Annotated in this window: 20 protein-coding genes and 3 pseudogenes; 13 read left to right on the top strand and 10 right to left on the bottom strand. The window is 68.8% G+C overall.

The features are described from left to right. Positions 1 to 30 precede the first annotated feature (30 nt). Both IT882_RS10480 and ddaH read left to right on the top strand, forming a co-directional pair. Positions 31 to 1,326 carry a citrate synthase gene (locus IT882_RS10480; protein WP_229382064.1) on the top strand — a complete coding sequence of 432 codons (1,296 nt, stop codon included), beginning with the start codon at positions 31 to 33 and terminating at the stop codon, positions 1,324 to 1,326. An 84-nt stretch (positions 1,327 to 1,410) separates the two neighbouring features. Continuing rightward, positions 1,411 to 2,172 (top strand): dimethylargininase, encoded by a 762-nt coding sequence (gene ddaH / locus IT882_RS10475; RefSeq protein ID WP_195691807.1) that lies wholly within the window; start codon positions 1,411 to 1,413, stop codon positions 2,170 to 2,172. A gap of 39 nt (positions 2,173 to 2,211) precedes the next feature. Here the strand turns inward: ddaH and dapD are convergent. Further along, positions 2,212 to 3,170 (bottom strand): annotated as a pseudogene (gene dapD, locus IT882_RS10470) (2,3,4,5-tetrahydropyridine-2,6-dicarboxylate N-succinyltransferase). Positions 3,171 to 3,258: 88 nt separating this feature from the next. Between dapD and dapE the strand changes: the two are divergent. From dapE to IT882_RS10455, 3 genes and pseudogenes are all read left to right on the top strand, one after another. Further along, positions 3,259 to 4,322, top strand: a pseudogene (gene dapE / locus IT882_RS10465) (succinyl-diaminopimelate desuccinylase). Next, complete coding sequence (locus IT882_RS10460) at positions 4,310 to 5,548, top strand: hypothetical protein (protein WP_229382063.1); 1,239 nt, start codon at positions 4,310 to 4,312, stop codon at positions 5,546 to 5,548. The pseudogene dapE and the gene IT882_RS10460 overlap by 13 nt, the downstream one beginning before the upstream one ends. A gap of 35 nt (positions 5,549 to 5,583) precedes the next feature. Continuing rightward, the gene (locus IT882_RS10455; protein ID WP_076490128.1) at positions 5,584 to 5,757 is read left to right on the top strand and encodes a DUF3117 domain-containing protein; all 174 of its coding nucleotides are present in this window, start codon (positions 5,584 to 5,586) and stop codon (positions 5,755 to 5,757) included. Positions 5,758 to 5,835: 78 nt separating this feature from the next. Here IT882_RS10455 and IT882_RS10450 read toward each other — a convergent pair whose 3' ends face one another. Continuing rightward, positions 5,836 to 6,468 carry an O-methyltransferase gene (locus IT882_RS10450; protein ID WP_195691806.1) on the bottom strand — a complete coding sequence of 211 codons (633 nt, stop codon included), beginning with the start codon at positions 6,466 to 6,468 and terminating at the stop codon, positions 5,836 to 5,838. Between the two features lie 79 nt (positions 6,469 to 6,547). Between IT882_RS10450 and IT882_RS10445 the strand changes: the two genes are divergently transcribed. Next, positions 6,548 to 6,955, top strand: a complete 408-nt coding sequence (locus tag IT882_RS10445) for a Sec-independent protein translocase TatB (protein WP_195691805.1) — start codon at positions 6,548 to 6,550, stop codon at positions 6,953 to 6,955. Between the two features lie 30 nt (positions 6,956 to 6,985). On the opposite strand, the pseudogene IT882_RS16530 reads toward IT882_RS10445, so the two are convergent. The 3 genes and pseudogenes from IT882_RS16530 to IT882_RS10425 form a co-directional block, all read right to left on the bottom strand. Continuing rightward, positions 6,986 to 8,100 (bottom strand): annotated as a pseudogene (locus IT882_RS16530) (P-loop NTPase). A 56-nt stretch (positions 8,101 to 8,156) separates the two neighbouring features. Continuing rightward, positions 8,157 to 8,726, bottom strand: a complete 570-nt coding sequence (locus IT882_RS10430) for a DUF1003 domain-containing protein (RefSeq protein WP_195691803.1) — start codon at positions 8,724 to 8,726, stop codon at positions 8,157 to 8,159. Beyond that, positions 8,726 to 10,006 carry a magnesium transporter MgtE N-terminal domain-containing protein gene (locus tag IT882_RS10425; RefSeq protein ID WP_195691802.1) on the bottom strand — a complete coding sequence of 427 codons (1,281 nt, stop codon included), beginning with the start codon at positions 10,004 to 10,006 and terminating at the stop codon, positions 8,726 to 8,728. Before IT882_RS10425 ends, IT882_RS10430 begins: the two co-directional genes overlap by 1 nt. A gap of 101 nt (positions 10,007 to 10,107) precedes the next feature. Between IT882_RS10425 and IT882_RS10420 the strand changes: the two genes are divergently transcribed. Next, positions 10,108 to 10,830: a general stress protein gene (locus IT882_RS10420; RefSeq protein WP_195691801.1), complete on the top strand. Its 723-nt coding sequence runs from the start codon at positions 10,108 to 10,110 to the stop codon at positions 10,828 to 10,830. Positions 10,831 to 10,837: 7 nt separating this feature from the next. On the opposite strand, the gene IT882_RS10415 is transcribed toward IT882_RS10420, so the two are convergent. After that, positions 10,838 to 12,265, bottom strand: a complete 1,428-nt coding sequence (locus tag IT882_RS10415; protein ID WP_195691800.1) for an aminopeptidase P family protein — start codon at positions 12,263 to 12,265, stop codon at positions 10,838 to 10,840. A gap of 32 nt (positions 12,266 to 12,297) precedes the next feature. Further along, positions 12,298 to 13,320: an endonuclease/exonuclease/phosphatase family protein gene (locus tag IT882_RS10410; protein WP_195691799.1), complete on the bottom strand. Its 1,023-nt coding sequence runs from the start codon at positions 13,318 to 13,320 to the stop codon at positions 12,298 to 12,300. 95 nt (positions 13,321 to 13,415) lie between these two features. On the opposite strand from IT882_RS10410, the gene IT882_RS10405 reads away from it, so the two are divergent. Continuing rightward, positions 13,416 to 14,279: a PHP domain-containing protein gene (locus IT882_RS10405; protein WP_195691798.1), complete on the top strand. Its 864-nt coding sequence runs from the start codon at positions 13,416 to 13,418 to the stop codon at positions 14,277 to 14,279. Positions 14,280 to 14,441: 162 nt separating this feature from the next. On the opposite strand, the gene IT882_RS10400 is transcribed toward IT882_RS10405, so the two are convergent. Both IT882_RS10400 and IT882_RS10395 read right to left on the bottom strand, forming a co-directional pair. Continuing rightward, positions 14,442 to 14,876 (bottom strand): SHOCT domain-containing protein, encoded by a 435-nt coding sequence (locus IT882_RS10400; RefSeq protein WP_195691797.1) that lies wholly within the window; start codon positions 14,874 to 14,876, stop codon positions 14,442 to 14,444. 126 nt (positions 14,877 to 15,002) lie between these two features. Next, positions 15,003 to 16,442 carry a DEAD/DEAH box helicase gene (locus tag IT882_RS10395; protein ID WP_195691796.1) on the bottom strand — a complete coding sequence of 480 codons (1,440 nt, stop codon included), beginning with the start codon at positions 16,440 to 16,442 and terminating at the stop codon, positions 15,003 to 15,005. A gap of 181 nt (positions 16,443 to 16,623) precedes the next feature. Here IT882_RS10395 and IT882_RS10390 point away from each other — a divergent pair, with 181 nt between their 5' ends. Next, positions 16,624 to 17,343: a ferritin-like fold-containing protein gene (locus tag IT882_RS10390; protein WP_195691795.1), complete on the top strand. Its 720-nt coding sequence runs from the start codon at positions 16,624 to 16,626 to the stop codon at positions 17,341 to 17,343. 15 nt (positions 17,344 to 17,358) lie between these two features. On the opposite strand, the gene IT882_RS10385 is transcribed toward IT882_RS10390, so the two are convergent. Then, entirely contained in the window at positions 17,359 to 17,583 is a 225-nt protein-coding gene (locus IT882_RS10385; RefSeq protein ID WP_195691794.1) for a DUF3107 domain-containing protein, read from the bottom strand. Between the two features lie 96 nt (positions 17,584 to 17,679). On the opposite strand from IT882_RS10385, the gene IT882_RS16525 reads away from it, so the two are divergent. The 4 genes from IT882_RS16525 to IT882_RS10375 are packed head-to-tail and all read left to right on the top strand — an operon-like array spanning position 17,680 to position 24,636. Continuing rightward, complete coding sequence (locus tag IT882_RS16525; protein ID WP_229382062.1) at positions 17,680 to 19,134, top strand: UvrD-helicase domain-containing protein; 1,455 nt, start codon at positions 17,680 to 17,682, stop codon at positions 19,132 to 19,134. Next, entirely contained in the window at positions 19,107 to 19,997 is an 891-nt protein-coding gene (locus IT882_RS16520) for a 3'-5' exonuclease (RefSeq protein ID WP_229382061.1), read from the top strand. Before IT882_RS16525 ends, IT882_RS16520 begins: the two co-directional genes overlap by 28 nt. Positions 19,998 to 20,008: 11 nt before the next feature. Continuing rightward, positions 20,009 to 20,872, top strand: coding sequence for a RecB family exonuclease (locus IT882_RS16515; RefSeq protein WP_229382060.1), 864 nt, complete (start codon positions 20,009 to 20,011; stop codon positions 20,870 to 20,872). Further along, entirely contained in the window at positions 20,869 to 24,636 is a 3,768-nt protein-coding gene (locus tag IT882_RS10375) for an ATP-dependent DNA helicase (protein ID WP_195691793.1), read from the top strand. The genes IT882_RS16515 and IT882_RS10375 overlap by 4 nt, the downstream gene beginning before the upstream one ends. The last annotated feature ends 17 nt before the right edge of the window (positions 24,637 to 24,653 follow it).

The following is a 24,653-nucleotide window of genomic DNA, read 5'->3' as shown; positions in this document are numbered from 1 at the left end:
CGACAGCCCCAGACAATGCAAGGAGGCGCCGTGGACGACGCGCAGACCCCGCAGCAGAAGGCCATCCTGACCGTCGGTGATCGGACCGCCGAGTTCCCCGTGCTCCACGGCACCGACGGGGTACCGAGCATCGATGTCGCGACGTTCACGCGGCAGACCGGGTACACGGCCCTGGACTACGGGTTCGTCAACACGGCCTCGACCAAGTCGGCGATCACCTATATCGATGGGGATGCGGGCATCCTGCGGTACCGCGGGTATCCCATCGAGCAGCTCGCGACCCACAGCACGTACCTCGAGGTGGCGTGGCTGCTCATCTACGGCGAGCTGCCGACCCCCGATGAGCTCGCGGCGTTCGATAACCGCATCCGTCGCCACACGCTGCTGCACGAGGACCTCAAGCGCTTCTTCGGCTCGCTGCCTCCCACCGCGCACCCGATGTCGGTGCTCTCGGCGGCGACGGCGGCCCTGTCGACCTACTACGAAGACGAGTCCGATCCGCACAACCCCGAGCACGTCGAGGTCAACACGATCCGCCTGCTTGCGAAGCTTCCGGTGATCGCCGCGTACGCCCACAAGAAGAGCATCGGTCAGGCGTTCCTGTACCCCGACAACGGGATGAGCTTCGTCGACAACTTCCTCAAGCTCAACTTCGGTGTGCTGTCGGAGCTCTACGAGGTCAACCCGGTCGTCTCCCGCGCGCTTGAGCGTCTGCTGATCCTGCACGAGGACCACGAGCAGAACGCGTCGACCTCGACGGTACGCCTGGTCGGATCGACCGGTGCAAACCAGTTCTCGTCGATCTCCGCGGGAATCAACGCCCTCTACGGCCCGCTGCACGGCGGGGCCAACGAAGCTGTCCTGTCGATGCTCGCGCAGATCCGGGACTCCGGCGAGAGCGTGCAGCGCTTCGTGGAGCGGGTCAAGAACAAAGAAGACGGCGTCAAGCTCATGGGCTTCGGCCACCGGGTCTACAAGAACTACGACCCCCGCGCCAAGCTCGTCAAGGAATCCGCCGACGAGGTTCTGTCGGAACTCGGCGTTCACGACCCGCTGCTGGACCTGGCGAAAGACCTCGAAGAGATCGCCCTCAACGACGACTACTTCAAGGAGCGTCGCCTCTACCCGAACGTCGACTTCTACACGGGCGTCATGTACAAGGCGATGGGCTTCCCGACGCGGATGTTCACCGTGCTGTTCGCGATCGGCCGTCTGCCGGGCTGGATCGCCCAGTGGCGCGAGGCGATCGGCGACCCGCAGACGAAGATCGGTCGGCCGCAGCAGCTCTACATCGGTTCGCCCGAACGGAACTACCCGGGCGTCTGAGTCCGTCTGCGTCCTTCGCGACGCCTGGGCACATTCACGACACCTGGGTCCGTGCGCAACGCCTGAGTCTGGCATTCTGAACGGATGCCGAAACTCCTTGTCCGTGTCCCGTCACCGCTGTTGGCCGACGGGGAGCTGACGCACCGTGACCGTGTCGCTGCGGACGCCGGGCTCGCCCTATCGCAGTGGCGCGACTACGTCGCGGTGTACCGCGACCGCGGCTGGCAGATCATCGACGTCGAGGCGGCGCCGACACAGCCGGACGGGGTCTTCATCGAGGACGCCCTGGTCGTCTTCGACGACCTCGTGGTGATCGGCCGCCCCGGGGCAGAGTCCCGACGCGGTGAGATCGACACGGCCCGGGCAGCGGCGCGCACGCTCGGTCTGCCGATCCACGAGATCGAGGCGCCCGGCACACTCGACGGCGGCGACATCCTCAAGGTCGGTCGCACGGTTTACGTGGGGGCGTCTTCCCGGACGAATGACGACGGGTTCGCGCAGCTCGAGACTCTGCTCACGCCGCGCGGCTGGAAGCTCGTCGCGGTGCCGGTGACCCGCGTGTTGCACCTCAAGAGCGCGGTGACCGCGCTTCCTGACGGAACCGTCATCGGCTACGAACCGCTCGTCGACGATCCATCGGTGTTTCCGCGCTTCCTTCCCGTTCCTGAAGAACAGGGGACTGCCGTTGTTGTCCTCGATCCGTCGACGGTCTTGATGTCGGCGGGCGCCCCGCAGACGGCCGCGCTGCTTCGCTCGCGTGGTCTCACCGTCGTGCAGACCCCCGTAACGGAGTTCGAGAAGCTCGAAGGATGCGTCACGTGCCTCTCGGTGCGCGTGCGCCGCTGACCTCTCCGTTCCCCGTCGCGGCGGGTCGTGGCGCGCGGGTCAGGCGTGGAGGGCTTCGTTGAGGGTGACGCCGACCCCGGCGCGCCGCACGGCCTCGATTGCACCCGTGACGGAGTTGCGGCGGAATAGGATGCCGTTCTGACCCGACAGGGCTGCGCCCTTCACAGTGGGGCGTGCGCCGTCCGCACCGGTGGTCTCGTCGGGGAGCACGATCTTCGACCCGGCGGTGACATACAGGCCCGCCTCGACGACGCAGTCGTCCCCGAGGGAGATGCCGATTCCCGCGTTGGCGCCCAGCAGCGTCCGGGCGCCAACGGACACCCGGTGCGAGCCGCCGCCGGAGAGGGTGCCCATGATGGAGGCGCCCCCACCGATGTCGCTGCCGTCGCCGACGACGACGCCCTGGGAGATCCGTCCTTCGACCATGCTCTGCCCGAGAGTTCCCGCGTTGAAGTTGACGAAGCCCTCGTGCATCACCGTCGTACCGGGGGAGAGGTAGGCGCCCAGCCGCACACGAGAGGCATCCGCGATGCGCACGCCCTCGGGAGGACGTAATCGGTCAGCCGCGGGAACTTGTCCACGCCCTGCACCTGGATGCCGGCGCGCTGAAGCAGAGGTCGCCGCGCCGTCAGGTCGGCCGGATGAACAGGTCCCGCGTTTGTCCATGCGACGTTGGGAAGCGCGCCGAAGATGCCGTCGAGATTCAGATCGTTTGGCTTGACGAGCCGGTGTGACAGCGCGTGGAGACGGAGATACGCGTCGGGAGTGTCTGTCGGCGCCGCGTCGAGGTCGATCTCGATCTCAATCTGAGTGATGGTGACGCCGCGCGTCTCATCCGCGCCGACCGCCTGCGCGACGAGGGCACGTGCTGCCTCGTGAGCGTCCGCGGCATCGGCCAGAGCGCCGGGCTGGGGTGACGGGTACCAGGTGTCCAGAACCGTGCCGTCTGCCGCGACCGTCGCCGCCCCGATACCGCTGATCATCCGCTGTGCACTCATCGTTCCAGGGTATCGAGTCGAATCCGGGGTGCTGAGCCCGTGACGCGGCGCCGGTCGGAGCTTCGTGGCCCCTGGCTAGACTCGAAGGGTGCTGGACTTGACCTCGAACGCTGTCGATCTCACCCGCGCGATCTGCGACATCCCCAGTGTCTCCGGAGACGAAGGGCATCTTGCCGACCTCATCGAGCAGGCCGTCCGCGCCCTGCCGCACCTCGAAGTCATCCGCGACGGTGACACGATCATCGCGCGGACCCATCAGGGGCGAGAGCGCCGGGTAGCCATCGCCGGGCACATCGACACCGTGCCGATCAACGGGAACGTGCCCACCCGCACCGTCGACATCGACGGGAGGAGTTCATCTGGGGGCGCGGCACTGTCGACATGAAGGCCGGCGTTGCCGTTCAGCTCAAGCTCGCCGCGGACCTGGTCGCACCAAAGGCTGACATCACGTGGATCTGGTACGACCACGAGGAAGTCGCCGCCGCGCTCAACGCGCTCACGCGCATCGCCGCGACGCGGGCCGACCTGCTTGCTGCCGACTTCGCCATTCTCGGCGAGCCCTCGAACGGGCAGGTCGAGGGCGGCTGCAACGGCCACATGCGCGCGATCATCAGAACGCATGGCGTCCGCTCTCACAGTGCTCGTTCGTGGGTCGGGGAGAACGCGATCCACAAGGCGGCGCCGATCCTGGAGAGGCTCGCCGCCTACACGGCGCGCGAGGTAGCGGTGGACGGGCTCGTCTATCGGGAGGGGCTCAACGCCGTCCGCATTGCGGGAGGTGTCGCGGGCAACGTCATCCCCGATCTCTGCGAGGTCGAGGTCAACTACCGCTTCGCCCCGTCGCGAAGCGGAGCCGAAGCTGAGACGCATGTCCGTGAGGTCTTCGACGGCTTCGAGGTCGAGGTCATCGATATGGCCGAGGGCGCGCGGCCGGGGCTGGACGATCCGCTGGCGCAGGAGTTCGTCGCCGCCGTGGGCGGCCAGGCCCGACCGAAGTACGGCTGGACCGACGTTGCACGGTTCTCCGCCCTCGGCATCCCCGCCGTCAACTACGGCCCGGGAGATCCGCTGCTGGCCCACCATGACGAAGAGCGCGTTGCGGTCTCTCAGATCATGGATGTCGAGCGCGGGCTGCGTGCGTGGCTGACCTAAGCACCGAGCGCACACCCGCGACCGATCTGTCCGTGTGGGACAGAGGCGGACGCATCGTCGTTCGGCTGGCCATCCTCTACTTGGTGTGCCGGCTCGCAACCTTCGCTTTCTTCATCCTCGCAGCGACGCTCGCGGAGGAAGGAAGCCGGTTCGGTGCAGCGCCGGCGGTCTCCGACATGCTCCTGGGATGGGACGCGCAGTGGTACTGGTTCCTCGCCGTCCACGGATACCCCGCGGAGTTGCCGCTGACTGACGCGGGACAGGTCGCGGAGAATCAGTGGGCGTTCATGCCCGTCTACGCGTATCTCGCCGGTGCGCTCGCGCCGCTGTTCGGCGGCTCCTGGGGTGCGGCGGCGGTGATCATCTCGCTGCTTTCCGGGTTCGGCGCGACCTACGTGCTGTATCGGATCCTGCGACCGCGCATCGGCCCCTCGGCCGCCTACTGGGGCGCCGGCTTCTTCGCAGCCGGGCCGCTCTCGGCGCTCTTTGTCCTGGGGTACGCCGAAGCGCTCTTCTTGTTGTGGCTCTTCCTTGCGCTCTGGGCGGTGACGACCCGGCGGTATGTCTGGGTGTATCCGCTCGTGATTCTCATGGGATACACGAGACCCGGGGTCCTCGCGTTCGCGCTCTTTCTCGGTCTGTTCGGCATCTGGCGCTTCTTCTCGCGCCGCACGGAGCCGCTTCGAACACCCGAGATCATCCACATCGTCGCTCTTGGCGCGCTCGCGACCGTTGTCGGGTTCTCGTGGCAGGTGATCGCGGCTGTCGTCACGGGCGATCCCGGCGCGTATCTCGCGACCGAATTGGCCTGGCGACGAAACTGGCTGATCAACGATGAGGGGGTCTTCGTCCCCTTCGATGCTTTCGTGCAGGGCGCGGCCTTCTGGGGGCAGACGTGGGGGTGGGGCAGCGTCGGGGGAGTCATTGTGCTCGTGGTTGTTCTGGTCGGGATCGCTGCGGCCCTGCTCTGGGCACCTCAGGTGCGCGCGTTGGGACCGGAGATTCGGCTGTGGGCAGTGAGCTATCTCGTGTACCTGCTCGCCGTGTTCTTCCCCCAGTCGAGCATCTTTCGACTGCTCGTTCCCCTTTCTCCGCTGTGGGGCGCGTTCGCCGTGCCGCGCTCGCTCGCGTGGCGTGCCGGAGTTCTCGTTGTCTGCCTTGCCGGGCAGTGGTGGTGGATCTACAACATGTACGCGCTCGGCAACCGTTTCTGGCAAATCCCCTAAGCTTGACAGGTAGACCACGACGAAAGGGAGCCGCCATGGCAGCCATGAAGCCGCGAACCGGAGACGGACCGATGGAGGCCGTGAAGGAAGGTCGCCTCATCATCGTGCGCGTACCTCTCGAAGGCGGTGGGCGCCTTGTCGTCTCGGTGAACGACGCCGAGGCCAAGGAACTGTACGACGTGCTCGGTGGGGTCGTCGGAGCCGCGTAGCGCGAGCCATCCTCTCAACACACAGGGAAGCGGCCGGTCCTGTGACCGGCCGCTTCCCTGTGTGTTGTATCGGACCGCTTAGGCGTGTGCCAGGGTCGTCAGCTGGAGGAGTCCTTCGCGCGCGGTGTTGAGCGCGCCGAGAACGGCGGGGGATTGCGCGACCTCTTGGATCAGCGAACGGTAGGCGGTGGTGACATCGTCACGCTTGACCGGATCGGCAACGGCGCCGCCAGCCAGTACGCGCGGGATCAGCACCGTGCCCCCGGGGCGGACCAGTCGCAGCCCGTGTTCGACGTATTCGATGACGCCCTCGGGCTCGGCGTCGACGAGCACGATGTCGTAGGAAGCCTCGTTCATGCGGGGGAGCACCTCTGCTGCTCGTCCCGTGATGAACCGTGCTCGTGCCGGCGGCACCTTCGCCTGCGCGAACGCCTGACGGGCCGCCGCGAGGTGCTCGGGCTCGACGTCGATCGTGGTGAGGGTCGCCTGCGGCGCGCCGCGCAGGAGCCAGAGCCCTGAGACTCCGCCGCCGGTGCCGATCTCAACGATGTTCAGCGCGCGCCCGACCGCGGCGATCGTGGCGCACTGCACACCCACGGCGGCGCTGATCGGGTCGGCGCCGAGCTCGAGCGCGGCCTCGCGGGCGCGGGCGATGGACTCGGGTTCGACCGTCACTTCTTCGACGAATCGATTGACCGCGTGATCTCCCATGCACTGCCCCTTCTCTGAGGGGAAAGCCTACGTGCGCGTGCCCGGAAATCCGCTGAGGCGCGAGGGGTAATCTTGACCCATGTTCAACGGGATCACGATCGAGAAGCTCTTGCTGATCGGTCTGATCGCGGGGATGATCATCGGACCGCAGCGGCTTCCGCGCTACGCGGCTGCTCTCGGCCAGTTCGTTCGCCGCGCGCGGGACTTCGCCCGGTCGGCCGGGTCCCGCGTGAAAGAGGAGATGGGCGAGGACTTCGACGACGTGGATTGGCGCACGCTCGATCCGCGCCAGTACGACCCGCGCCGCATCATCCGTGAGGCTCTGCTCGATGACCCGCCGACGCCGCCCGTCAAGCCGCAGTCTGCGAGTATGGCCGCCGCGGGAGGGGCTGCCACCAGTACGGTCGCCGCGGGCCAGACGGCGACGCGCGCGACGTCGCCGTTGGCGGTTGGCGAGCTGCCGCCGTTCGACGCAGAAGCTACCTGAGCACCCGGGTCGGCGCGCGGTTGCACCTGATCAGTCGCCGCGATTCACACTCATCGGGAGGGGGCGACCCGACAGGCTGCGACCGGAGGCCAGAACCGCATCCGCGACCGCTCCGATCGCTGCCGCGGCGGGATCGGACGCATCGGTGACACGGTGAACATCCCCGGCGTCGCCGGAGGCCCGGAGGACGGGGCTCAGAGGAATCGAGCCGAGCAGCGGGACAGGTTCGGCATCCGTCTGCAGTTCGTGTGCCACGAGGGCTCCGCCACCCGAGCCGAACAGGTCGAGCACTGTGCCGTCGGGGAGGGTCAGCGGTGCCATGTTCTCCACGACCCCCAGCAGGCGCTGACCGGTCTGCCGGGCCACGAGGCCCGACCGGATGGCGACGTCGGCAGCCGCTCGCTGAGGTGTGGTCACGACGATCACCTCGGCGTGAGGGAGGAGCTGACCGACGGAGATCGCGACATCGCCCGTTCCGGGCGGCATATCCAGCAGCAGGATGTCGAGGTCGCCGAAGTGGACGTCGGTGAGGAACTGCTGCACGGTGCGGTGGAGCATGGGACCGCGCCATGCCACGGCGCCCAGCGGCGCCTCCCCGGCTCCGCGGCGCAGGAACATCCCAATGGAGATCACCTTCACCCCGTGCGCGACCGGGGAAGCATGAGGTCATCGATCCGTGTCGGCTGCGGTGGCGCGCCGTCGGGGCCGAGCAGACCGAGGATGCCGGGAATCGAGAACCCGTGGACGTCGGCGTCGATGAGGCCGACGCGCAGGCCCCGCGCAGCCAGGGTCGTTGCCAGGAGCGCGGTAAGGGTGGACTTGCCGACACCGCCCTTGCCGCTGGTCACGGCGATCACCCGGGTGAGCGAGTCGGGCCCAAAGGGCATCGATCGTGCCGGACGACCCGCGCGGAGCATCTCGGTGAGGCGGCCGCGCTCCGTGGCATCCATCACGCCCACGACGATGTCTGCCGAGGAAACGCCGGGCACCGAGAGGGTTGCCGAGCGAACGTCGGACTCGATCCGGGCGGCGGCGGGGCATCCCGCGACGGTCAGGGCGATCTCGACCCGCGCTGCCCCGTCCTCGACCCGGGCGCCCCGCACCATGCCGAGCTCGCCGATGGGCCGCCGCAACTCCGGGTCCATCACGGCCCCGACGGCGCGAGTGACCTCGTCCGCGGAACTCCCCGTGTGGCCGCCGGTCACGCCGAGCCGTCCTCGCGCGCCACGCTCGCGTCAGCTGTCGCTGCGGCATCGGTCTGCCGCGTCTCGTCGCGTTCGTCGAGTTTCTTCAACAAGGACTTCAGCTCGGTGCGCAGCGTGTCTCGGGTGACGACCTCGGAGGAGATCTCGGTCAGGGCGATGCGCAGGGCGACAATCTCGCGGGCGAGATACTCGGTGTCGGCGAGGTTGCGTTCGGCGCGCTGGCGGTCCTGTTCGATCTGGACGCGGTCGCGGTCATCCTGCCGGTTCTGAGCGAGAAGGATGAGGGGCGCTGCGTACGAGGCCTGCAGCGAGAGCATGAGCGTGAGGGCCGTGAATCCGTTGGCGGCGGAGTCGAACCGGAGGTTCTCGGGCGCTGCCGTGTTCCACGCGATCCAGGCGACGCAGAACAGGGTGAGAGCGACCAGGAACCACGGGGTTCCCATGTTGCGGGCGATCCACTCGGTGGCCCGGCCGAACCGATCGCGGGACGGCTGGGGCGTGCGGCTGCGCATCGGCATGCTCGAGCGGCCGCGGGGCGCATCCAGCCCCCGGGGTGAGCGCGCCATCACAGCTTCACCGGGCCTGTCCAGGGAAACGACACCGGTCGCTGCTCGGTGGAGTGCGAACGCCAGTCTTCGGGCAGCAGGTAGTCCAGCACGTCGTCGACGCTCACGACGCCCACCAGGCGGTGGACCTGATCGACCACGGGAACCGAGACGAGGTTGTAGGACGCGAGGATTCGAGATACCTCGGCTGCCGACGCGGTCGAGGGCAGCGGCTCGATCGTGTCGTCGATGAGCGAGCCGAGCCTTTCGTGCGGCGGGTAGCGCAGCATCCGTTGGAAGTGCACGGTGCCCAGGAACCGTCCCGTGGGCGTCTCGTACGGCGGCAGAGTGATGAAGACGGACGCGGCCAGGGCCGGATGCAGTTCGTGGCGCCGGATGAGCGCAAGCGCCTCGGCAACCGTTGCCTCGGCCGACAGGACGATCGGCTCACTCGTCATGAGACCACCGGCGGTGTCGGGGCCGTACTTCAGCAGTTCGCGGACGTCCTCCGCTTCCTCGGGCTCCATGAGGTCGAGCAGCTGCTCCGACCGGAGCGCGGGCAGCTGCCCGAGCAGGTCGGCGGCGTCATCCGGCTCCATCGCATCGAGGATGTCGGCGGCTCGCTCGTCGCCGAGCTGTTCCAGGATGTGGGCCTGGTCGTCCTCGGGCATTTCCTCGAGGGCGTCGGCAAGACGGTGGTCGGGGAGTTCTTCGGCGACCTCGAGTAGACGCGCGTCGGGAAGATCGAGGAGCGTGTTGGCCAGGTCCGCGGGCTTCAGTTCGCTCAGCGTCGCGACCAGCTGCTCTGCCGACGGTTCCTGCGTCGAATCGAGCCGCTCGGTCACGTCCTCCCAGCTCGCGAGGGTCGTCGGGCCCTTCGTGAACGGGGACGCGCTCGTGCGGGGACGCCGCAGGAAGAGCTGCCCGATGTCCCAGGCACCCAGCCGGTCACGCTCGATCGCAGCATCCTCGATGACGGCCTCTCCCGAGCCGTCGCGGAAGTACACGCGGCGCCCCAGAAGTTCCGCGAGGACGCGGACCTCGCCGCCGCGCTGCTGGAACCGGCGAACGTTGATCAGGCCCGTCGTGATGACCTGGCCCGGGGCGATCGAGGTGACGCGCCCGATCGAGACGAAGACGTTGCGCCGGCCGGGGATCTCGACCACGAGCCCCACCACGCGCGGCGGATCATCGGCGCGGTAGACGACCACGACATCACGGACCCGTCCGAGCCGGTCGCCGGCAGGGTCGAAGACGGCGCAGCCCGACAGGCGCGCGACAAAGACCCGCTGCGTGTTCACCCGTCCAGCGTAGCCCGCGCCCACCGCCGTCATCCGCGGCTGCGGGTAGTGATTCCCTCCGACTCAGCGGATGGAAAGACGTGACGTGGGAGGATGGACGAATGAGCATGATGGGGGGCCAGTTCGCCCGCAATCTCGAGGATGTCGGGCAGACCGTCGCGACCTTCGAGCAGTACGAGGCCGCGCAAAAGGCGGTCTCGAAGCTCATCGCGGAAGACATTCCAGCGCGCGAGATCACAATCGTCGGCCAGGGGCTGCGCTCGATGGAGCGTGTCACCGGCCGGCTCGGCTACGCGACTGCCGCGCGCTCGGGCGCGATCAACGGACTGCTCCTGGGCATGCTGTTTTCCGCCGTCTTCGTGCTGGGGATGCCGAATGTGCCCATCCAGGCCTTTGTCGGGGTGCTCTTTGTCGGTATCGCCATCGGGATGTTGGCGAGCCTGTTGACCTTCGCCATCGTCCGCCGTCGCCGCGACTATGCCTCGATCATGCAGTTCGTCGCCGACCACTACGACATCGCGGTCGCGACTGGCAGCGCGGGCAAGGCCCGCCAGGTGCTCGGCCCGCAGGCGGCAGCGCCGGCGACGCCGCGCACGCAGGTGGTAGCCCCGCCTCCCGAACGACCGGTCGCGCCGCAGGAGCCACCTCGCTACGGCCAGCGCATCGAGGACGTAAAGCCACCCGAGGCGCCCGTCGACCCCTCCGCCGAGGCATCAGCCGACGTATCAGCCGACACGGGACCCGAAGACGTCGAGGCGGCGGAAGCCCCTGGGGTCGACGCCGCTGGGGTCGAAGCACCTCAGAAGGACGACCGGGGAGCGTAGCGGCAGGTCAGCTCGCGTGCGGTGCCAGCCGTGCGATCCAGGCCTCGACCTCGTCAGCAGTACGGGGGATCCCGGCTGACAGGTTCACGGGACCGTCGGCGGTCATCAGCACGTCATCTTCGATCCGCACACCGATCCCCCGCAGTTCTTCGGGGACCGTGAGGTCGTCGATCTGGAAGTACAGCCCCGGCTCGATCGTGAACACCATGCCGGGCTCCAGGATGCCGTCGTAGTACATCTCGCGGCGGGCCTGGGCGCAGTCGTGGACGTCGATGCCGAGGTGGTGGCTGGTGCCGTGCACCATGTACCGGCGGTGCTGACCGCCCGTGTCGGCAGCGAGCGCCTCATCCGCCGTGACCGGCAACAGGCCCCACTCCGCCGTGCGGGCCGCGATGACTGCCATCGCCGCTTCATGGACCGAACGGAACGTCACCCCGGGACGGGCTGCCGCGAACGCGGCATCCGCGGCCTCGCGGACCGTTTCGTAGACGCGTCGCTGCACCTCGGTGAACCTGCCGCTGACCGGCAGCGTCCGCGTGATGTCGGCTGTATAGAGACTGTCGAGCTCGACTCCCGCATCGATCAGGATGAGGTCTCCCGGCAGCACGGCGCCATCGTTGCGCGTCCAGTGCAGGTAGCAGGCGTGAGGTCCGGATGCCGCGATCGTGTCGTATCCCTCGCCGTTGCCGTCGCTGCGGGCCCGCAGGTGGAACAGGCCCTCCACGATCCGCTCACCGCGGGGGTGCTCGGCGATGAGGGGAAGATCGGCGACGATGTCATCGAACCCGGCAGCTGTCACCGCGACGGCCTCGCGCATCTGCGCGATCTCGTCTTCGTCCTTGATCAGGCGCAGTTCCGAAACTGCGCGGGTGAGGTCGACATCCGTGTCAACGACGCGCTCGCCGTCGACGGGGCCGAACGCGGCGATGTGTTCGGTACGGATCCCAAGATCGGCGGCGACGCCCGCCAGAGCGGGTCGGGGTCCGATCCAGAACTCGCCGACGGATGCGTCGGCGTAGAACTCCGCTGTCGTGCGGTCGGCGCGCTCGCGGAAGTACAGGACGGCCTCGTGGCCACCGCCAGGAGCCGGGTCCATGACGAGGATCGCGCCGGGCTCGGCATCCGCACCCCAGCCCGTGAGGTGTGCGAAAGCGGAGTGCGCGCGGAACCGGTAGTCGGTGTCGTTCGAGCGCTGCTTGAGCTCACCGGCGGGAAAGACGAGGCGCTCACCGGGGAACGCTGCCGAGAGCGCAGCGCGTCGCCGCGCCGCGAAGGCTGCCCGGGGTCGGGCCGGCGGGAGCGTCTCCGGGCGCTCTGCCCACCCCGTCGAGATCGTGTCGAGGAAGCCCTGCGGGAACGGCTGCTTGCGGTTTACCGTCCCGTCGGTGCTCGCCGGGGTCGTCGTCGTCGCCTCGTTGTCGCCGGTCGTGCTCATTCGTCCAGTCTCGCACGCGCGGGTCTGGCCGGTCAGGGGGTTGCGGGCTCCAGTTGGACGACGAGCGGCCGGTGGTCACTGCCGCTGCCGTCCACCGAAGACAGCACGAGCGATCCGGTCACCGTCCACGCGTCAGTGGTCATGACGTGATCGATGGGCGTGCCGAGCAGGGGCGGCCACGCGGTGCTCCAGGTACCGACGGCGCCGGTGCCGCTGGCTGCAGCCGCATCCCGACAGCGTCCGAGCTCGCCGCCGTCCACGCCGAGCCCGCCGAAGTGATCGAGGGTCGCGTTGAAGTCGCCGGCCATGATGACGTTGTCGGCCGCGCACTGATCGCCGAGCCAGCGCAGGTCGGCACGCCAGTCATCCATATAGTCGGCTCGCGGGGCGACGGCGTGCGCAGCAACAACGATCGGGCCCGCGCCTGAGACGGGCATCGCGACAGCACTCGGGACCGTCGAGGTCGTGCTGGTGCCCTCGACGGATGACTCGATCACGGCGTAGTCGCCGAGGTCGGGGGTGATCAGCAGGGTCGTCGACCCGGCATCCCAGGGTGTTGAGGGGTCTTTCGCATGGTGGGCCCACATGGGGTGTCCGAGCTCGCGCATCTCGATCGCGACCTGTTCGCCCGTTTCGATCGTCGTCTCGGGGAGGGCGACGATGTCGGCATCCATAGCGACAGCCAGGCGGGCGATTTCATCGGCCGAGGTCGCCGGCCCCGCGGTGTTCCACGTCATGACGCGAATCGCCTCGTCGGTCTTCGCCGGCAGGCTGTCGGTTCCGATGCCGCGGTTGACCATCGTGGCACCGCCGGCGGCTGCGCCGACAACCGCGACGATCAGAATCGTGACGGCAAGCGGGCGAATCGAGCGGGCGAATGACGCGAACAGGGCAAGGATCGCGACCGCGGCGAGGGCGAGGACGATCACCCCGCGGAACGCGATGATCTGAGCGATCGGGGTCAGGCGTTCGACGCGGAAGAAGTCGGGAACGGTGATCACCGCGACCGCGGCGATCCAGATCACCGCAACGAGGATCCCCAGAGCCCGACGCACGATCGCGAGCCTACGACAGGGGTCTGAGAGAAGCGTACGAACCGCGCCGCAGAGTCGAGCGCAGCGAGCTGGGGGAGCGGCGCTACGCTCGAACGATGGATGACGAGCGGCTCTTCGAGGGACCCGCCGACCTGCACCTGCACTCGAACCAGTCCGACGGGACCGACGCGCCCGCCGACGTCATGCGCGCAGCTCACCGCCATGGCTTACGCATCGCGGCCCTGACCGACCATGACACGACGGCGGGCTGGGCCGAAGCTGCCGATGCTGCAGCCTCGCTCGGCATGATGTTCGTGCCGGGTATGGAGATGTCAGCACGCGACGACTGGCGCAGCGTCCACGTCCTCGCCTACCTGTTCGATCCCGATGACGGGCCGTTGCGCGCGATGACCGAGCGGGTGCGGACCTCCCGGCTCGAACGCGCGCGAATGATCTCGGAGCGGATCGCCCGCGACTTCGACCTGGAGTGGGAAGACATCCTCGCGCAGACCTCGGACGGCGCCACCGTCGGGCGCCCGCACATCGCCGACGCGCTCGTCGCGCGCGGACACGTGCAGGATCGCGAGGAGGCATTCCGCAGCATCCTGAGCCCCCGGAGCCCGTACTACGTCGCGCTGTTCGCGCCCGACCCGGTCACCGCTGTTCAGCTCATCGCGGCGGCCGGGGGTGTGCCGATCCTCGCCCACCCCGCGGGGCGTGCGGGCCCGTTCCCGGCGCCGCTCGTGACCCGGATGCTGGACGCTGGCCTTGCCGGCTTCGAGCTCGGCCACCGCGACAACACGGCTGCCGGCATCCGCCAGCTCGAGTCCCTGGTCGCCGAGCGCGACCTCATCGTGACGGGCTCGAGCGACTATCACGGCCTAGGCAAACCGAACGTTCCCGGCGAGTTCACGACCGCGCCAGCCATGGTCGAGCGCATCGTCGCCGCGGCAACCGGCAGCGCCCCGGTCTACCCCTAGGCCGACGCCCCGCGCCAACTTCGCAGAATCGCGCGAACGTCGCACTCTTGGGCCAGAATCCTGCGAGGTTCGTGCGATTCTGCGAGGTTCGGATGCCGGCCACCCCGCACAGCACAGCGCCCCGCCTCAGAAGAGACGGGGGCGCTGGCGGTGAGTGTCGGATCAGCCGAGGGCCTTGGCCTTCAGCTGGTCGTACTCGGCCTGGGAGATGGAGCCGGCGTCCAGGAGCGCCTTGGCGCGGGCGATCTCCTCGGCGGGGCTGTGGGCCTTGCCGCCGGCGACCGACTGGATGTAGGCATCCTGGGCCTGCTTGATCTGTGCCGCTTCCTTCATGGAGCGCTCACCCATACCGCGGCCTCGCGCGATCAGGTAGACCAGAGCCGTGATGAAGGGCAGGAAGATCAGGAAGACGATCCAGACGGCCTTCCACCAACCATTGAGCTTGTGGTCGCGGAAGAGGTCGCTGATGATCGAGAACAGCACGAACAGGTACGCAACGAAGACGAAGATCCACAGGAACCACCAGATGATGTCCCAGAACGAGCCCCAGAATCCCTGGTACTCGTATCCCGTCGTCACAGCTTCAAGAAATCGCATGACAGCCTTTCGGGGTTTGCGCGGCGCGATGCCGCAGCCAACACCTTAGCGTGACCGGTTATCCGATTCGAGAACCGGTCGTCATGTTCTCACGCGCCTGCGACAGCCGGTGCCGCGGAGCGGACGTCAGGCTGCGTCGGGACGGGGTCCGCGTCGACGACGGCGACGACGCGGCGTCGTCGTGCCGTCGCGGTGCTCGGCGCCCCCGCCATCGTGCGTGCCCGCGCCGTCAGCCGAGCGAGTCGGGGTACCCGAAGACCCGTGCGACCCGCTCGCGCCGGATGACCCGGATGAGCTGCCGCGCGACCGTCGACGACGTGACCCGGACCGACCGTCGGACGACCCGCCCTCGACCGTCGAAACGGTCTCGGTGCGGGGAGCCGTCACGATGCGGCCCTTTGTGCCTGCCGGGATGTCGAGATCGGCATACAGGTGCGGGCTCGAGGAGTAGGTCTCGGTCGGCTCCGGTTGCCCGAACTCCAGCGCCCGGTTGATGAGCGCCCACTTGTGCAGGTCGTCCCAGTCGACGAACGTCACGGCGATACCGGTGCGCCCCGCGCGGCCGGTCCGGCCGGCCCGGTGCAGGTAGGTCTTCTCGTCATCCGGGATCGTGTGGTTGATCACGTGTGTCACGTCATCGACGTCGATACCGCGGGCCGCAACATCCGTGGCGATGAGCACATCCTTCTTGCCCGCCTTGAACGCGGCCATCGAGCGCTCGCGTGCTTCCTGGCTCATGTCGCCGTGCACAGCTACGGCGGAGAAGCCGCGGTCTTGCAGTTCGTCGACGAGCTTCTGGGCCGCGCGCTTGGTGCGCGTGAAGATGACGGTCTTGCCCCGGCCCTCGGCCTGCAGGATGCGGGCGATGACCTCATCCTTGTCGAGCGAGTGCGCGCGGTAGACGAGGTGGCGGATGTTGGCCTGCGTGAGCCCCTCATCGGGGTCGGTTGCCCGGATGTGGATCGGGTTGCTCATGAACCGGCGCGCCAAGGTCACGATCTGACCGGGCATCGTGGCCGAGAACAGCTGCGTGTGGCGGACAGCGGGAACACGCTGGAAGATCTTTTCGATGTCGGGGAGGAACCCGAGGTCCAGCATCTTGTCGGCCTCGTCGAGGACGACCTCGGTCGCGTTCGAGAGGTCGAGCAGGCGCTGCCCGGCGAGGTCGATGAGTCGCCCCGGGGTGCCGACGACGATCTGTGCGCCGGCCTTCAGTTGCTCGATCTGGCCCTCGTATGCCTTGCCGCCATAGATCGCGACGACCGAGGTCGACCGGTTCTTGGTCAGCATGTCCATGTCTTCATAGACCTGGACGGCCAGCTCACGCGTGGGAACCACGATGAGCGCCTTCACGCCCGGCTCGGGGCTCAGGCCGAGCCGCTGCACGACGGGGATGCCAAAGCCAAAGGTCTTGCCGGTACCGGTCTTTGCCTGGCCGATGATGTCTTGGCCGGGAAGGCCCAGCGGAATGGTCTGCTCCTGGATGGGGAACGCGTCGACAATTCCGCGATCGGCGAGCGTATCGATGATGTCTTGATCCACGCCGAGATCGGCGAAAGTCGTCACAATAGAAGCCTGTCTGGCAGCCCTGCTGCCGCTGGTGTCGGATCCACGCCCTTCACTCAGCCGCAGGCGCGGGGCCCCGGTCCAATGCCGGAGACCTTTGTAGTCTACCGGCGAGCGCTGAAGGGCCCCTCGGAGCGGGTCTGCTCGGCGGGTCGCCCCGCGCTGGGCCTAGGCTGTGTGCGTGGTCGACTGGAAGTTCTGGCGTAAAAGCCGTCCGCTCGCCGCGACGCTGTCGTTGCGGTCCCGGGGCGACTTCGGCGATGCCCACCGCGTCGATTTCGAAGAGCTCGCTCCCGACATCGATGTCTTTCTGGGGCAGGCCGCCTACCTGCAGCTCGGGTTCTTCGAGACGCTGAGCGAGCTCATCGCGCTGACGCCCTCGCTCGAGAAGAAAGAGGCCCTCTCGCGCGCTGCGGGAGCGGCACTGACCAAGCACGAAGCTCTCGTGGGTCTCATCCGTGATCGCGGAGACGACCCGACTGCCCTCATGCTTCCTTTCCGCGAGCCGCTCGACCAGTTCCGCCGCGCTACCCACGGCGTGCGGCCGCAGGAGACGATGCTCTCGGTGCACATCATCGCGGGCATGCTCGACGACTTCTATCTCGCGCTGGCTGCCAGCTATGGCGACACGGGGCGTCGGGTCGCGCGCATCCTCGGCGCGGATGCCGACCGGCAAGCCGTCGTCGAGATCCTCACCGAGACGATCGACAGCGACGACGAGTGGCGCTCACTGCTGGCCATGTGGGGCCGTCGCCTCGTGGGCGACACGCTGTTGGTCGCCCGTGCCGCTCTTCGGCCGAAGCAGCTCCAGCTGCAGGACGAGCAGAAGGTCGAGCCGGTTTTCACCCAGCTCATGGCAGCGCATTCGCGCCGGATGGATGACCTGGGACTCGCGGCCTAGCGGGCCGCGGCGCGGTCAGGCGACGAAACCGACGCGGCGCGCCTCTTCGGTGCCGACCTCGACGTAGGCAAGTCCCGCGGTCGGGACGATGTAGGCGTTGCCGCGGACGTCGGTGAACGTGACGTGGGTCGCGCCGGAGTCCAGCGCCTGCGCGACGGACTGGCGCACGTCGGCGGCGGAATCGTTCGTCTCGAAGTTCAGCTCGCGACCCGAATTCGTGATGCCGATGCGAATCTCCACGTTCCCGCCTTTCTGATGCTGCCCTGCGACCGATGTCGTCGGCGCATGGCAACTCTACGACACCGTGATGTCCTCGGGCTGGGTAGCGTCGTTGTTATGGATTCCTCGCAGGCTCGTGTCGTCGCGGCGCCCGCGGATACCAGCGGTCTGGTGCTCGGCGCAGCCGGTACCGGCAAGACCTCCGCCATCCTGGCGCGAACCTCCCGGCTGCTTCGGGACGGCGAGGTGGGGCCTGATGACGTGCTTATCCTTACGCCGACGCGACAGACCGCGACAGACCTCCGCGACCGGGTCACCGCCGACCTCGACATTGCGACGCCGGGGCCGTTGGCGCGATCGGTCGCGTCGTTCGCGTTCCAGATCGTGCGGGCACGCGCCGTGGCAGCGGGCGATCCCCTCCCGCAGCTTCTGACGGCGCCCGAACAGGATGCCGTCATCGCCGATCTGCTCGAGGGTGACGAGGCTGACGCGGAGGACGGCGGCGCGTCTCGGTGGCCGGAGTCACTGGGCACAGCGGTGCGGCGTTCACGGGCGTTCCGGTCGGAACTTCGTGCACTGTTCGCGCTCGCGACCGAGCTCGGTCTCGCACCCGCCGACCTGGAGCGGCTCGGCGCCGAGCGGAACAACCCGGTGTGGTCGGCTGCCGGGTCGTTCTGGAGTGAGTACCGCTACGTGCTCTCGCGGCTTCGCCCCACCCACCGCGACCCTGCCGAGATGCTGCGCGAAGCAACCGAGATCCTCCATCGGGCCCCGGTCGCCGGAGTGCCGCGCGTGCTCATGGTGGATGACGCCCAGGAACTGAGCTGGGGCGCGGTCGCGCTTTTGGAAGCGGCGCGGATACGCGACATCGCTGTTCTCGCGTTCGGCGATCCCGATGTCGGTTCCGGTGCGTTCCGCGGCGCCGGCCCCGAGACCTTCGCGCGGCTGGCCTCGATGTTCTCCGAACGGTTCGTGCTGCAGCATCCGTATCGGTCCCGATCCACCCTCGTGCGCGTCGCGCGTACCGTCGCCGGGTCGATCGGGACAGCCGGGGCGGCCGGGCACCGTATGGCGCCGGATGCCGGGCTCCCACCGGCCGAGCGCGATGATGTGCCCGGTGCCGACGGCGAGATTTCGACGATGTGGGCATCATCGCCGCACGAAGAGTTCGACGGGATCGCCCGCGCACTGCGCTCGTGGCACGTCACCGAGGGCCTGCCGTGGCACGCGCTCGCGGTCATCGCGCACGACACACGCCAGGTCGCGCGGCTCACCGCCGAGCTCGCGGCGCGCGAAGTGCCGACCCGCGCGGCAAGTGCGGCCCGGCCGCTGGGAGAAGAACCCGCGGTTCGGGGACTGCTGCAGCTCGTGCGATTGGGGATGGCCCCGCCGAGCGAGCGACCGGCGGAGGAGCTGGCTGCGGCCCTGACCTCTCCCTTCGGCGGTCTCGACGCGATCGGGTTGCGGCGCCTTCGCGCCGTTCTGCGCACACAGGAATTCGCGGGGAGAGCAGGCGAGCTGCAGCCGAACTTCTCGCCGAAGCGATGGCGGAGCCTGCTGCGCTGCTGCTGATCGATACCCCGCAAGCGCGGACGGCGCACCGCCTTGCGCTCACGCTCGCGCAGATCCACGCCGGGGCGCGCCGCGGCGACTCGGCGCACGAGCTGCTGTGGACGGCGTGGGACAGGTCGCAGCTGGCGGGTCCCTGGCGTGAGCGGGCGCGTCTGGGCGGAGCGGAGGGGGCGGAGGCCACCCGCTCGCTGGATGCCCTTGTCGTGCTGTTCGCTGCCGCGAAGCGCTCCGCCGAGCGCGAGGACGAGGATCCGGCACGGTTTCTTGCCGACATCCTCGGCAGCGAGGTCCCGGAAGACTCTCTTGCGGGGACGCAGCGCCGTGACGTCGTCGAGATCCTCACCCCGGCGGCGTCGCTGGGCCGCGAGTTCGAGGCTGTCGTGATCGCGGCTGTCCAGGACGGCGTCTGGCCGAACACCCGTCTGCGCGGCAGTCTCCTCGACGGGTGGCGACTCGCCGACGAGTCCGAGGCGTGGCGCCGCGGTGGGGAACCGGTAGCCCTCGGCGTGCTCGATCGTCGCCGCAGCGTGCTGCATGAGGAGCTGCGGCTGTTCGAGCGCGCTCTCACACGGGCACGGTCCCGCGTGCTCGTGACCGCGCTGGATGACGAGGATCAGTCTCCGAGCGCGCTGTTCTCGTACCTCCCCGAGCCGCCACCACGCCGCGCCGACCGGCATCCGCTCACCCTCCGCGGCGCCGTTGCCGCCTACCGTCGACAACTCCTGGAAACGACCGACCCCCGGCAGTCGAGTATGCGGCCACCCAGCTCGCAGCTCTCGCCCGAGCCGGTGTTCCCGGAGCCGACCCGGACTCCTGGTACGGGGTTGCCGAGCGCACGGGCGCGGGCGGCATCCACGATCTGAGCCGGGCTCCGGTGTCGATCTCACCGTCCCGCGTCGAGGCCTTCGAGGAATGCGGACTGGACTGGGCGATTCGTGAGCTCGGCGGCGACGCCCGGACCTTCTCGGCGGGCCTCGGCACGATCTTGCACGCGGCGATGGAGTCTGCCCCCGACGGGACCTTCGAGCTGCTCGACGCCATCGTCGAGGAGCGGTGGGGTGAACTCGACTTCGAAGCCGATTGGCTCTCGCGGCAGGAGCGCCAGTGGGCGACGACGCTCACGGCCCGGCTCGCGAGCTACCTGCGCGCGTTCGCTGCACGCGGCGGCGAGGTGGCGGGTGCCGAGGCTCGTTTTCGCATCGCGATCGTGGCCGGCGGCGACGGCCCGCGCGTTGTCGCGCTCACCGTTCCGGGTGCGCCACCCGAGGGTGCTGTCGCGATCATCAGCGGCTCCATCGACCGCGTCGAGCGCTGGGTGGAACCGTCAGTCGCCGCGGACGGGAAGCCGACGGCGGATGCCGGCGCGCGGGTCGCGGTGGTTGATCTGAAGACGGGTCGATCCGAGGCCCGGGTATCGGATGAGAAGGTCGCGACTGATGCGCAGCTGGCTGCCTACCAGCTGGCCGTGGGAGCCGGAGCCGTGGCCGGAGCTGACGCCGGGGATCTCGTGGGGGCCCGTCTTCTGGTCCTGTCGAAGACCCTGAAGGGGACCGATTACCGGATCGCGCAGCAGCAGCCGCTGGACCCAGACACCCGGGGCGACCTCCTGGACCGGATCGTCGCGGATGCCGAGGCGATGGCCGCCGACAGCTTCATCGCCTACCCCGACGTCCACTGCAACGACGATCACTTCGCGGTGTGCCGGCTCCATACCGTCAAGGCGGTGAGTGCTCCGTGAGCGAGGTCGGCCCCGGTCGGCCCTTTCCTACCCCGCAGCTGTCGGCGCTGCAGATCGCTGAGCTCCTCGAACTGCCGCCGCCCACCGAGCCGCAGCAGCGCGTCATCGAAGCGCCCCTATCGCCGGTCCTGGTGGTGGCCGGCGCCGGAAGCGGCAAGACGGAGACCATGGCGGCGCGGGTCGTCTGGCTCGTCGTCAACGGCATCGTCCGCCGCGATGAGGTCCTCGGCCTGACCTTCACACGCAAGGCCGCCGGCGAGCTTGCCGAGCGCATCGATCGGCGCCTTGCCCGCATCGACGCGCTGACCCGCGAGGGCCGGATCGACGCGAGAGCCGAGACGGATGCCGAGCACATGCTCCTGCGTCCGCGGGTCTCGACCTACAACGCCTTCGCTGACTCCCTCGTGCGCGAACACAGTGCCCGGATCGGACGAGACCCCGACGCCGCGCTATTGAGCCCCTCAGCATCCTGGCTGCTGGCCAGGCGTATCGTGATCTCCTCCCGCGATCCACGGCTCTCGGACCGCGAAGACCGTTTCGGCACGGTCGTCGACAGCGTGCAGCGACTGGCCGGTGAGGTCCTCGATCACGGCGTCGACCTCGACGAGCTCGCGGCGTACGGTGATCGCGTCGCCCGCGGCATCCAGCCGGCGTGCAACCCGGCCCTGGCAGGCCCCGGCGACATCGAGAGATTCCACACCGCGATGAGCGCTCTTCCGGTGCTCGCCGGACTGGTCCGCGCCTACGCGCAGGCGAAGGCTGCGCAGGGAACTGTCGACTTCGCCGATCAGGTCTCGGGTGCGCTCGAGATCGTGACAGCTGCCCCCTCTGTCGCCGACGAGGTTCGCGGTCAGTACCGTGTCGTGCTGCTCGACGAGTACCAGGACACCTCGGTTCAGCAGACGCAGCTGCTGGCCGAACTGTTCGCCGACGGTGCTGTCATGGCTGTCGGCGACCCGCACCAGTCGATCTACGGATGGCGCGGCGCCAGCGCCGACAACCTCGCGTCGTTTCCCGCGGCGTTTGCCCGCAGCGTGGCCTGTACGCACGTCGCTCTCATGACCAGTTGGCGCAACGACAGCCTGATCCTCGACGCCGCCAACGCGCTGATCGCAGACCGTGGCACGCGCGGCATCCGGATTCCGCCTCTCGAACCCCGGCCCGGTGCGCCCGCGGGACGCGTCGGGCACGTGTACGCGAACACGATCGATGACGAAGCCGCCGAGGTTGCGGACTTCTTCGCTCGGGTGCGCGCCGAGCGTCACGTGGCGGGGAAGGGAGAGAGCGCAGGAGCCGCTGCGGCCGCGCCGCACTCGGGTGCGATTCTCTTCCGAACCAAACGCCACATGACGGTGTTCGCCGATGCGCTCGCCGAGCGCGGCATCCCGCACCGCATCCTGGGGCTCGGCGGGCTCCTCTCGACTCCTGAAGTGGTCGATGTCGTCGCCGTGCTGCGCGTCCTGGATGATCCTCGGCAGGGCTCCGCGCTCATCCGCATCCTCTCGGGCCCGCGCTTCGGGGTCGGGCTGTCTGACCTGGCAGCGTTGCGCCGTCTCGCCGACACGCTCGCGCGGCGAGCCGCCGACCTCACGCCGCTGGCGCCCGACGTGCTCGCCCGGATGCGGGACTCGGTCGGGCCCGACGAGCAGTCCTCGATCGTCGATGCCCTTGACAGGATCCGGTCGCTGCGGCCCGGCAGCGGGCTGCTCTCGGAGTTCAGCGCGGAGGGTGCGGAGCGGCTTCGCGGCGCCTCCGCCCTGTTCCACCGGCTGCGCGGCGTGCTGGGCGGCCCGATCCCCGAAGTGATACGAGCCATCGAGCGGGAGCTGCTGCTTGATATCGAGCTGGCTGCGAACGAGACCCGCGGTCCGGCGGGACTTGCGACGGCGCAGCTGCGCTCGTTCCTCGATGAGATCCAGGGTTTTCTGGCGGTCGACGAGCGGGGTTCGCTGTCGAGCCTGCTCGCGTGGCTCGATCACGCCGAAGAGACCGATGAGCTGATGCCGCGCACCGAGCCGCCCGAGCCCGGGGTCGTGCAGCTGCTTACCATCCACGGTGCTAAGGGTCTGGAGTGGGACGCCGTCGCGGTGGTCCGGATGGTCCAGGACGAACTGCCCGCCCGGCCCCGGTCGACGCAGGGATGGATGGGGTACGGCACGCTGCCGTACCGGTTCCGCGGTGACCGTTCGGCGCTGCCCGTGCTTGCCTGGGAGTCCGCGACCGACCGCAAGGCGCTGCGGGGCGCGATCACGGACTTCAAGGCATCCGTGAAGGAGCATCTTGCCGCCGAAGAGCGGCGGCTGGCGTACGTCGCGGTCACACGCGCACGCAGCGACCTGCTGGTGACCGGGTCGCGGTGGGGCGGGCAACGCGAGCAGCGTGCACCGAGTGTCTTCCTCGACGAGATCGCCACGGCCCTCGGGTGGGAATCCGCCGGTTCGCGTGACGACAGCGCGAACCCGTATGAGGGCCGCCGAGGCCCCGCGGTGGCCTGGCCCATGGACCCGCTCGGCTCACGGACAGACCGGGTTCATCGCGCCGCGCAGCGTGTCAAGCGCGTGCTCGAGCGGTGGCAGACCGACCCGGCCGACGAGCCGGACACCGATCCTGCCATCGTTCAGCTGCTGGCCGAACGTGATGAGCGTGCCGCGACGAGCCTGGGTGTCGGCGACGGGCCGCGGCGGGTCGCGGCGTCACGCTTCAAGGACTTCGTTGCCGAGGGCGGCGCGGCACTGGATGAGTTCGTTCGCCCCATGCCCGAACGTCCCTACCGCGCGACGACCCTCGGAACGCGCTTCCACGCCTGGGTCGAGTCCCGGTCGGGTCAGACCGGCCGCGGGCCGTCCATCGACGATGCGCTGTGGGAACTCGATCTGGGCGAGGACGACGGCCTCGCTCCCGCTGACGACACGGCTCCTGTTGACGGAAACACAGGGCAGGCTGCCGAGTCGGAGGACGCCGCCCTACGCCGACTGCAGGAGACGTTCCTGCAGTCGGAATGGGCCCAGCTCGCGCCGCTTGAGGTCGAGACCGAGATCGACATGTCGCTGCGCGGCGCGGATGGTGTTGAACAGATCATCTGCAAGCTGGATGCGGTCTATCGTCGTGAGGATCGCGGCGGACGGATCGAGATCGTCGACTGGAAGACCGGCGCTCCACCCCGGTCCTCGGTCGACCGGAGCACTCGGATGCTGCAGCTCGCGCTCTATCGCCTCGCGTACCACAAGCGCACGGGCGTGCCCCTGGATCAGATCGACGTCGTCCTCTACTACGTCGCCGACGATCTCTCGATCCGATCCGATCGGATCTACTCGGAACCCGAGCTCGCCCACCTCTGGAACGCTGCGCGGGCGGCCCGCGCGGGTTCATCCGCGTCGGAGCCGTCCTCGGACGCGGTGAGTGTCTCTCCGCCGGCCGCGGGCAGAATGATCGGCGCGGTGACCAGGTCGGACGAGGCGTCAGCCCCGGTGGGTTCGTCGGCGACCGGCGGCTCGGCCTCTGGATCGGGGCCGTCCGAGGAGTCCTCGCGCGAGCTCTCTTCCGGGCAGGAAGCCAGGTCGCCAACTCCTCGGGGTCGTAGGCGTCGGTGTGCATCGACGTATCCGCGGGCTGCATCGCCGCGTCGGTCAGCGTCGAGGAGGTGTCGGGCACACTGTCGAGCACCGCCATCGCGTCATCCATGCCCGACGCGACGCGGACGACGAGGTCTTCGGCGCCGACAGTGTCGGCAAGCGACGACAACAGCGACTCGGCGTCAGCCATGATCGCGCGGTCATCCGTG

Origin of the sequence: Microbacterium schleiferi, assembly GCF_015565955.1 — a bacterium.
Classification (GTDB): domain Bacteria; phylum Actinomycetota; class Actinomycetes; order Actinomycetales; family Microbacteriaceae; genus Microbacterium; species Microbacterium schleiferi_A.
The sequence above is the reverse complement of the archived record's forward strand: the minus strand, read 5'-3'. Positions and strand labels throughout refer to the sequence as shown.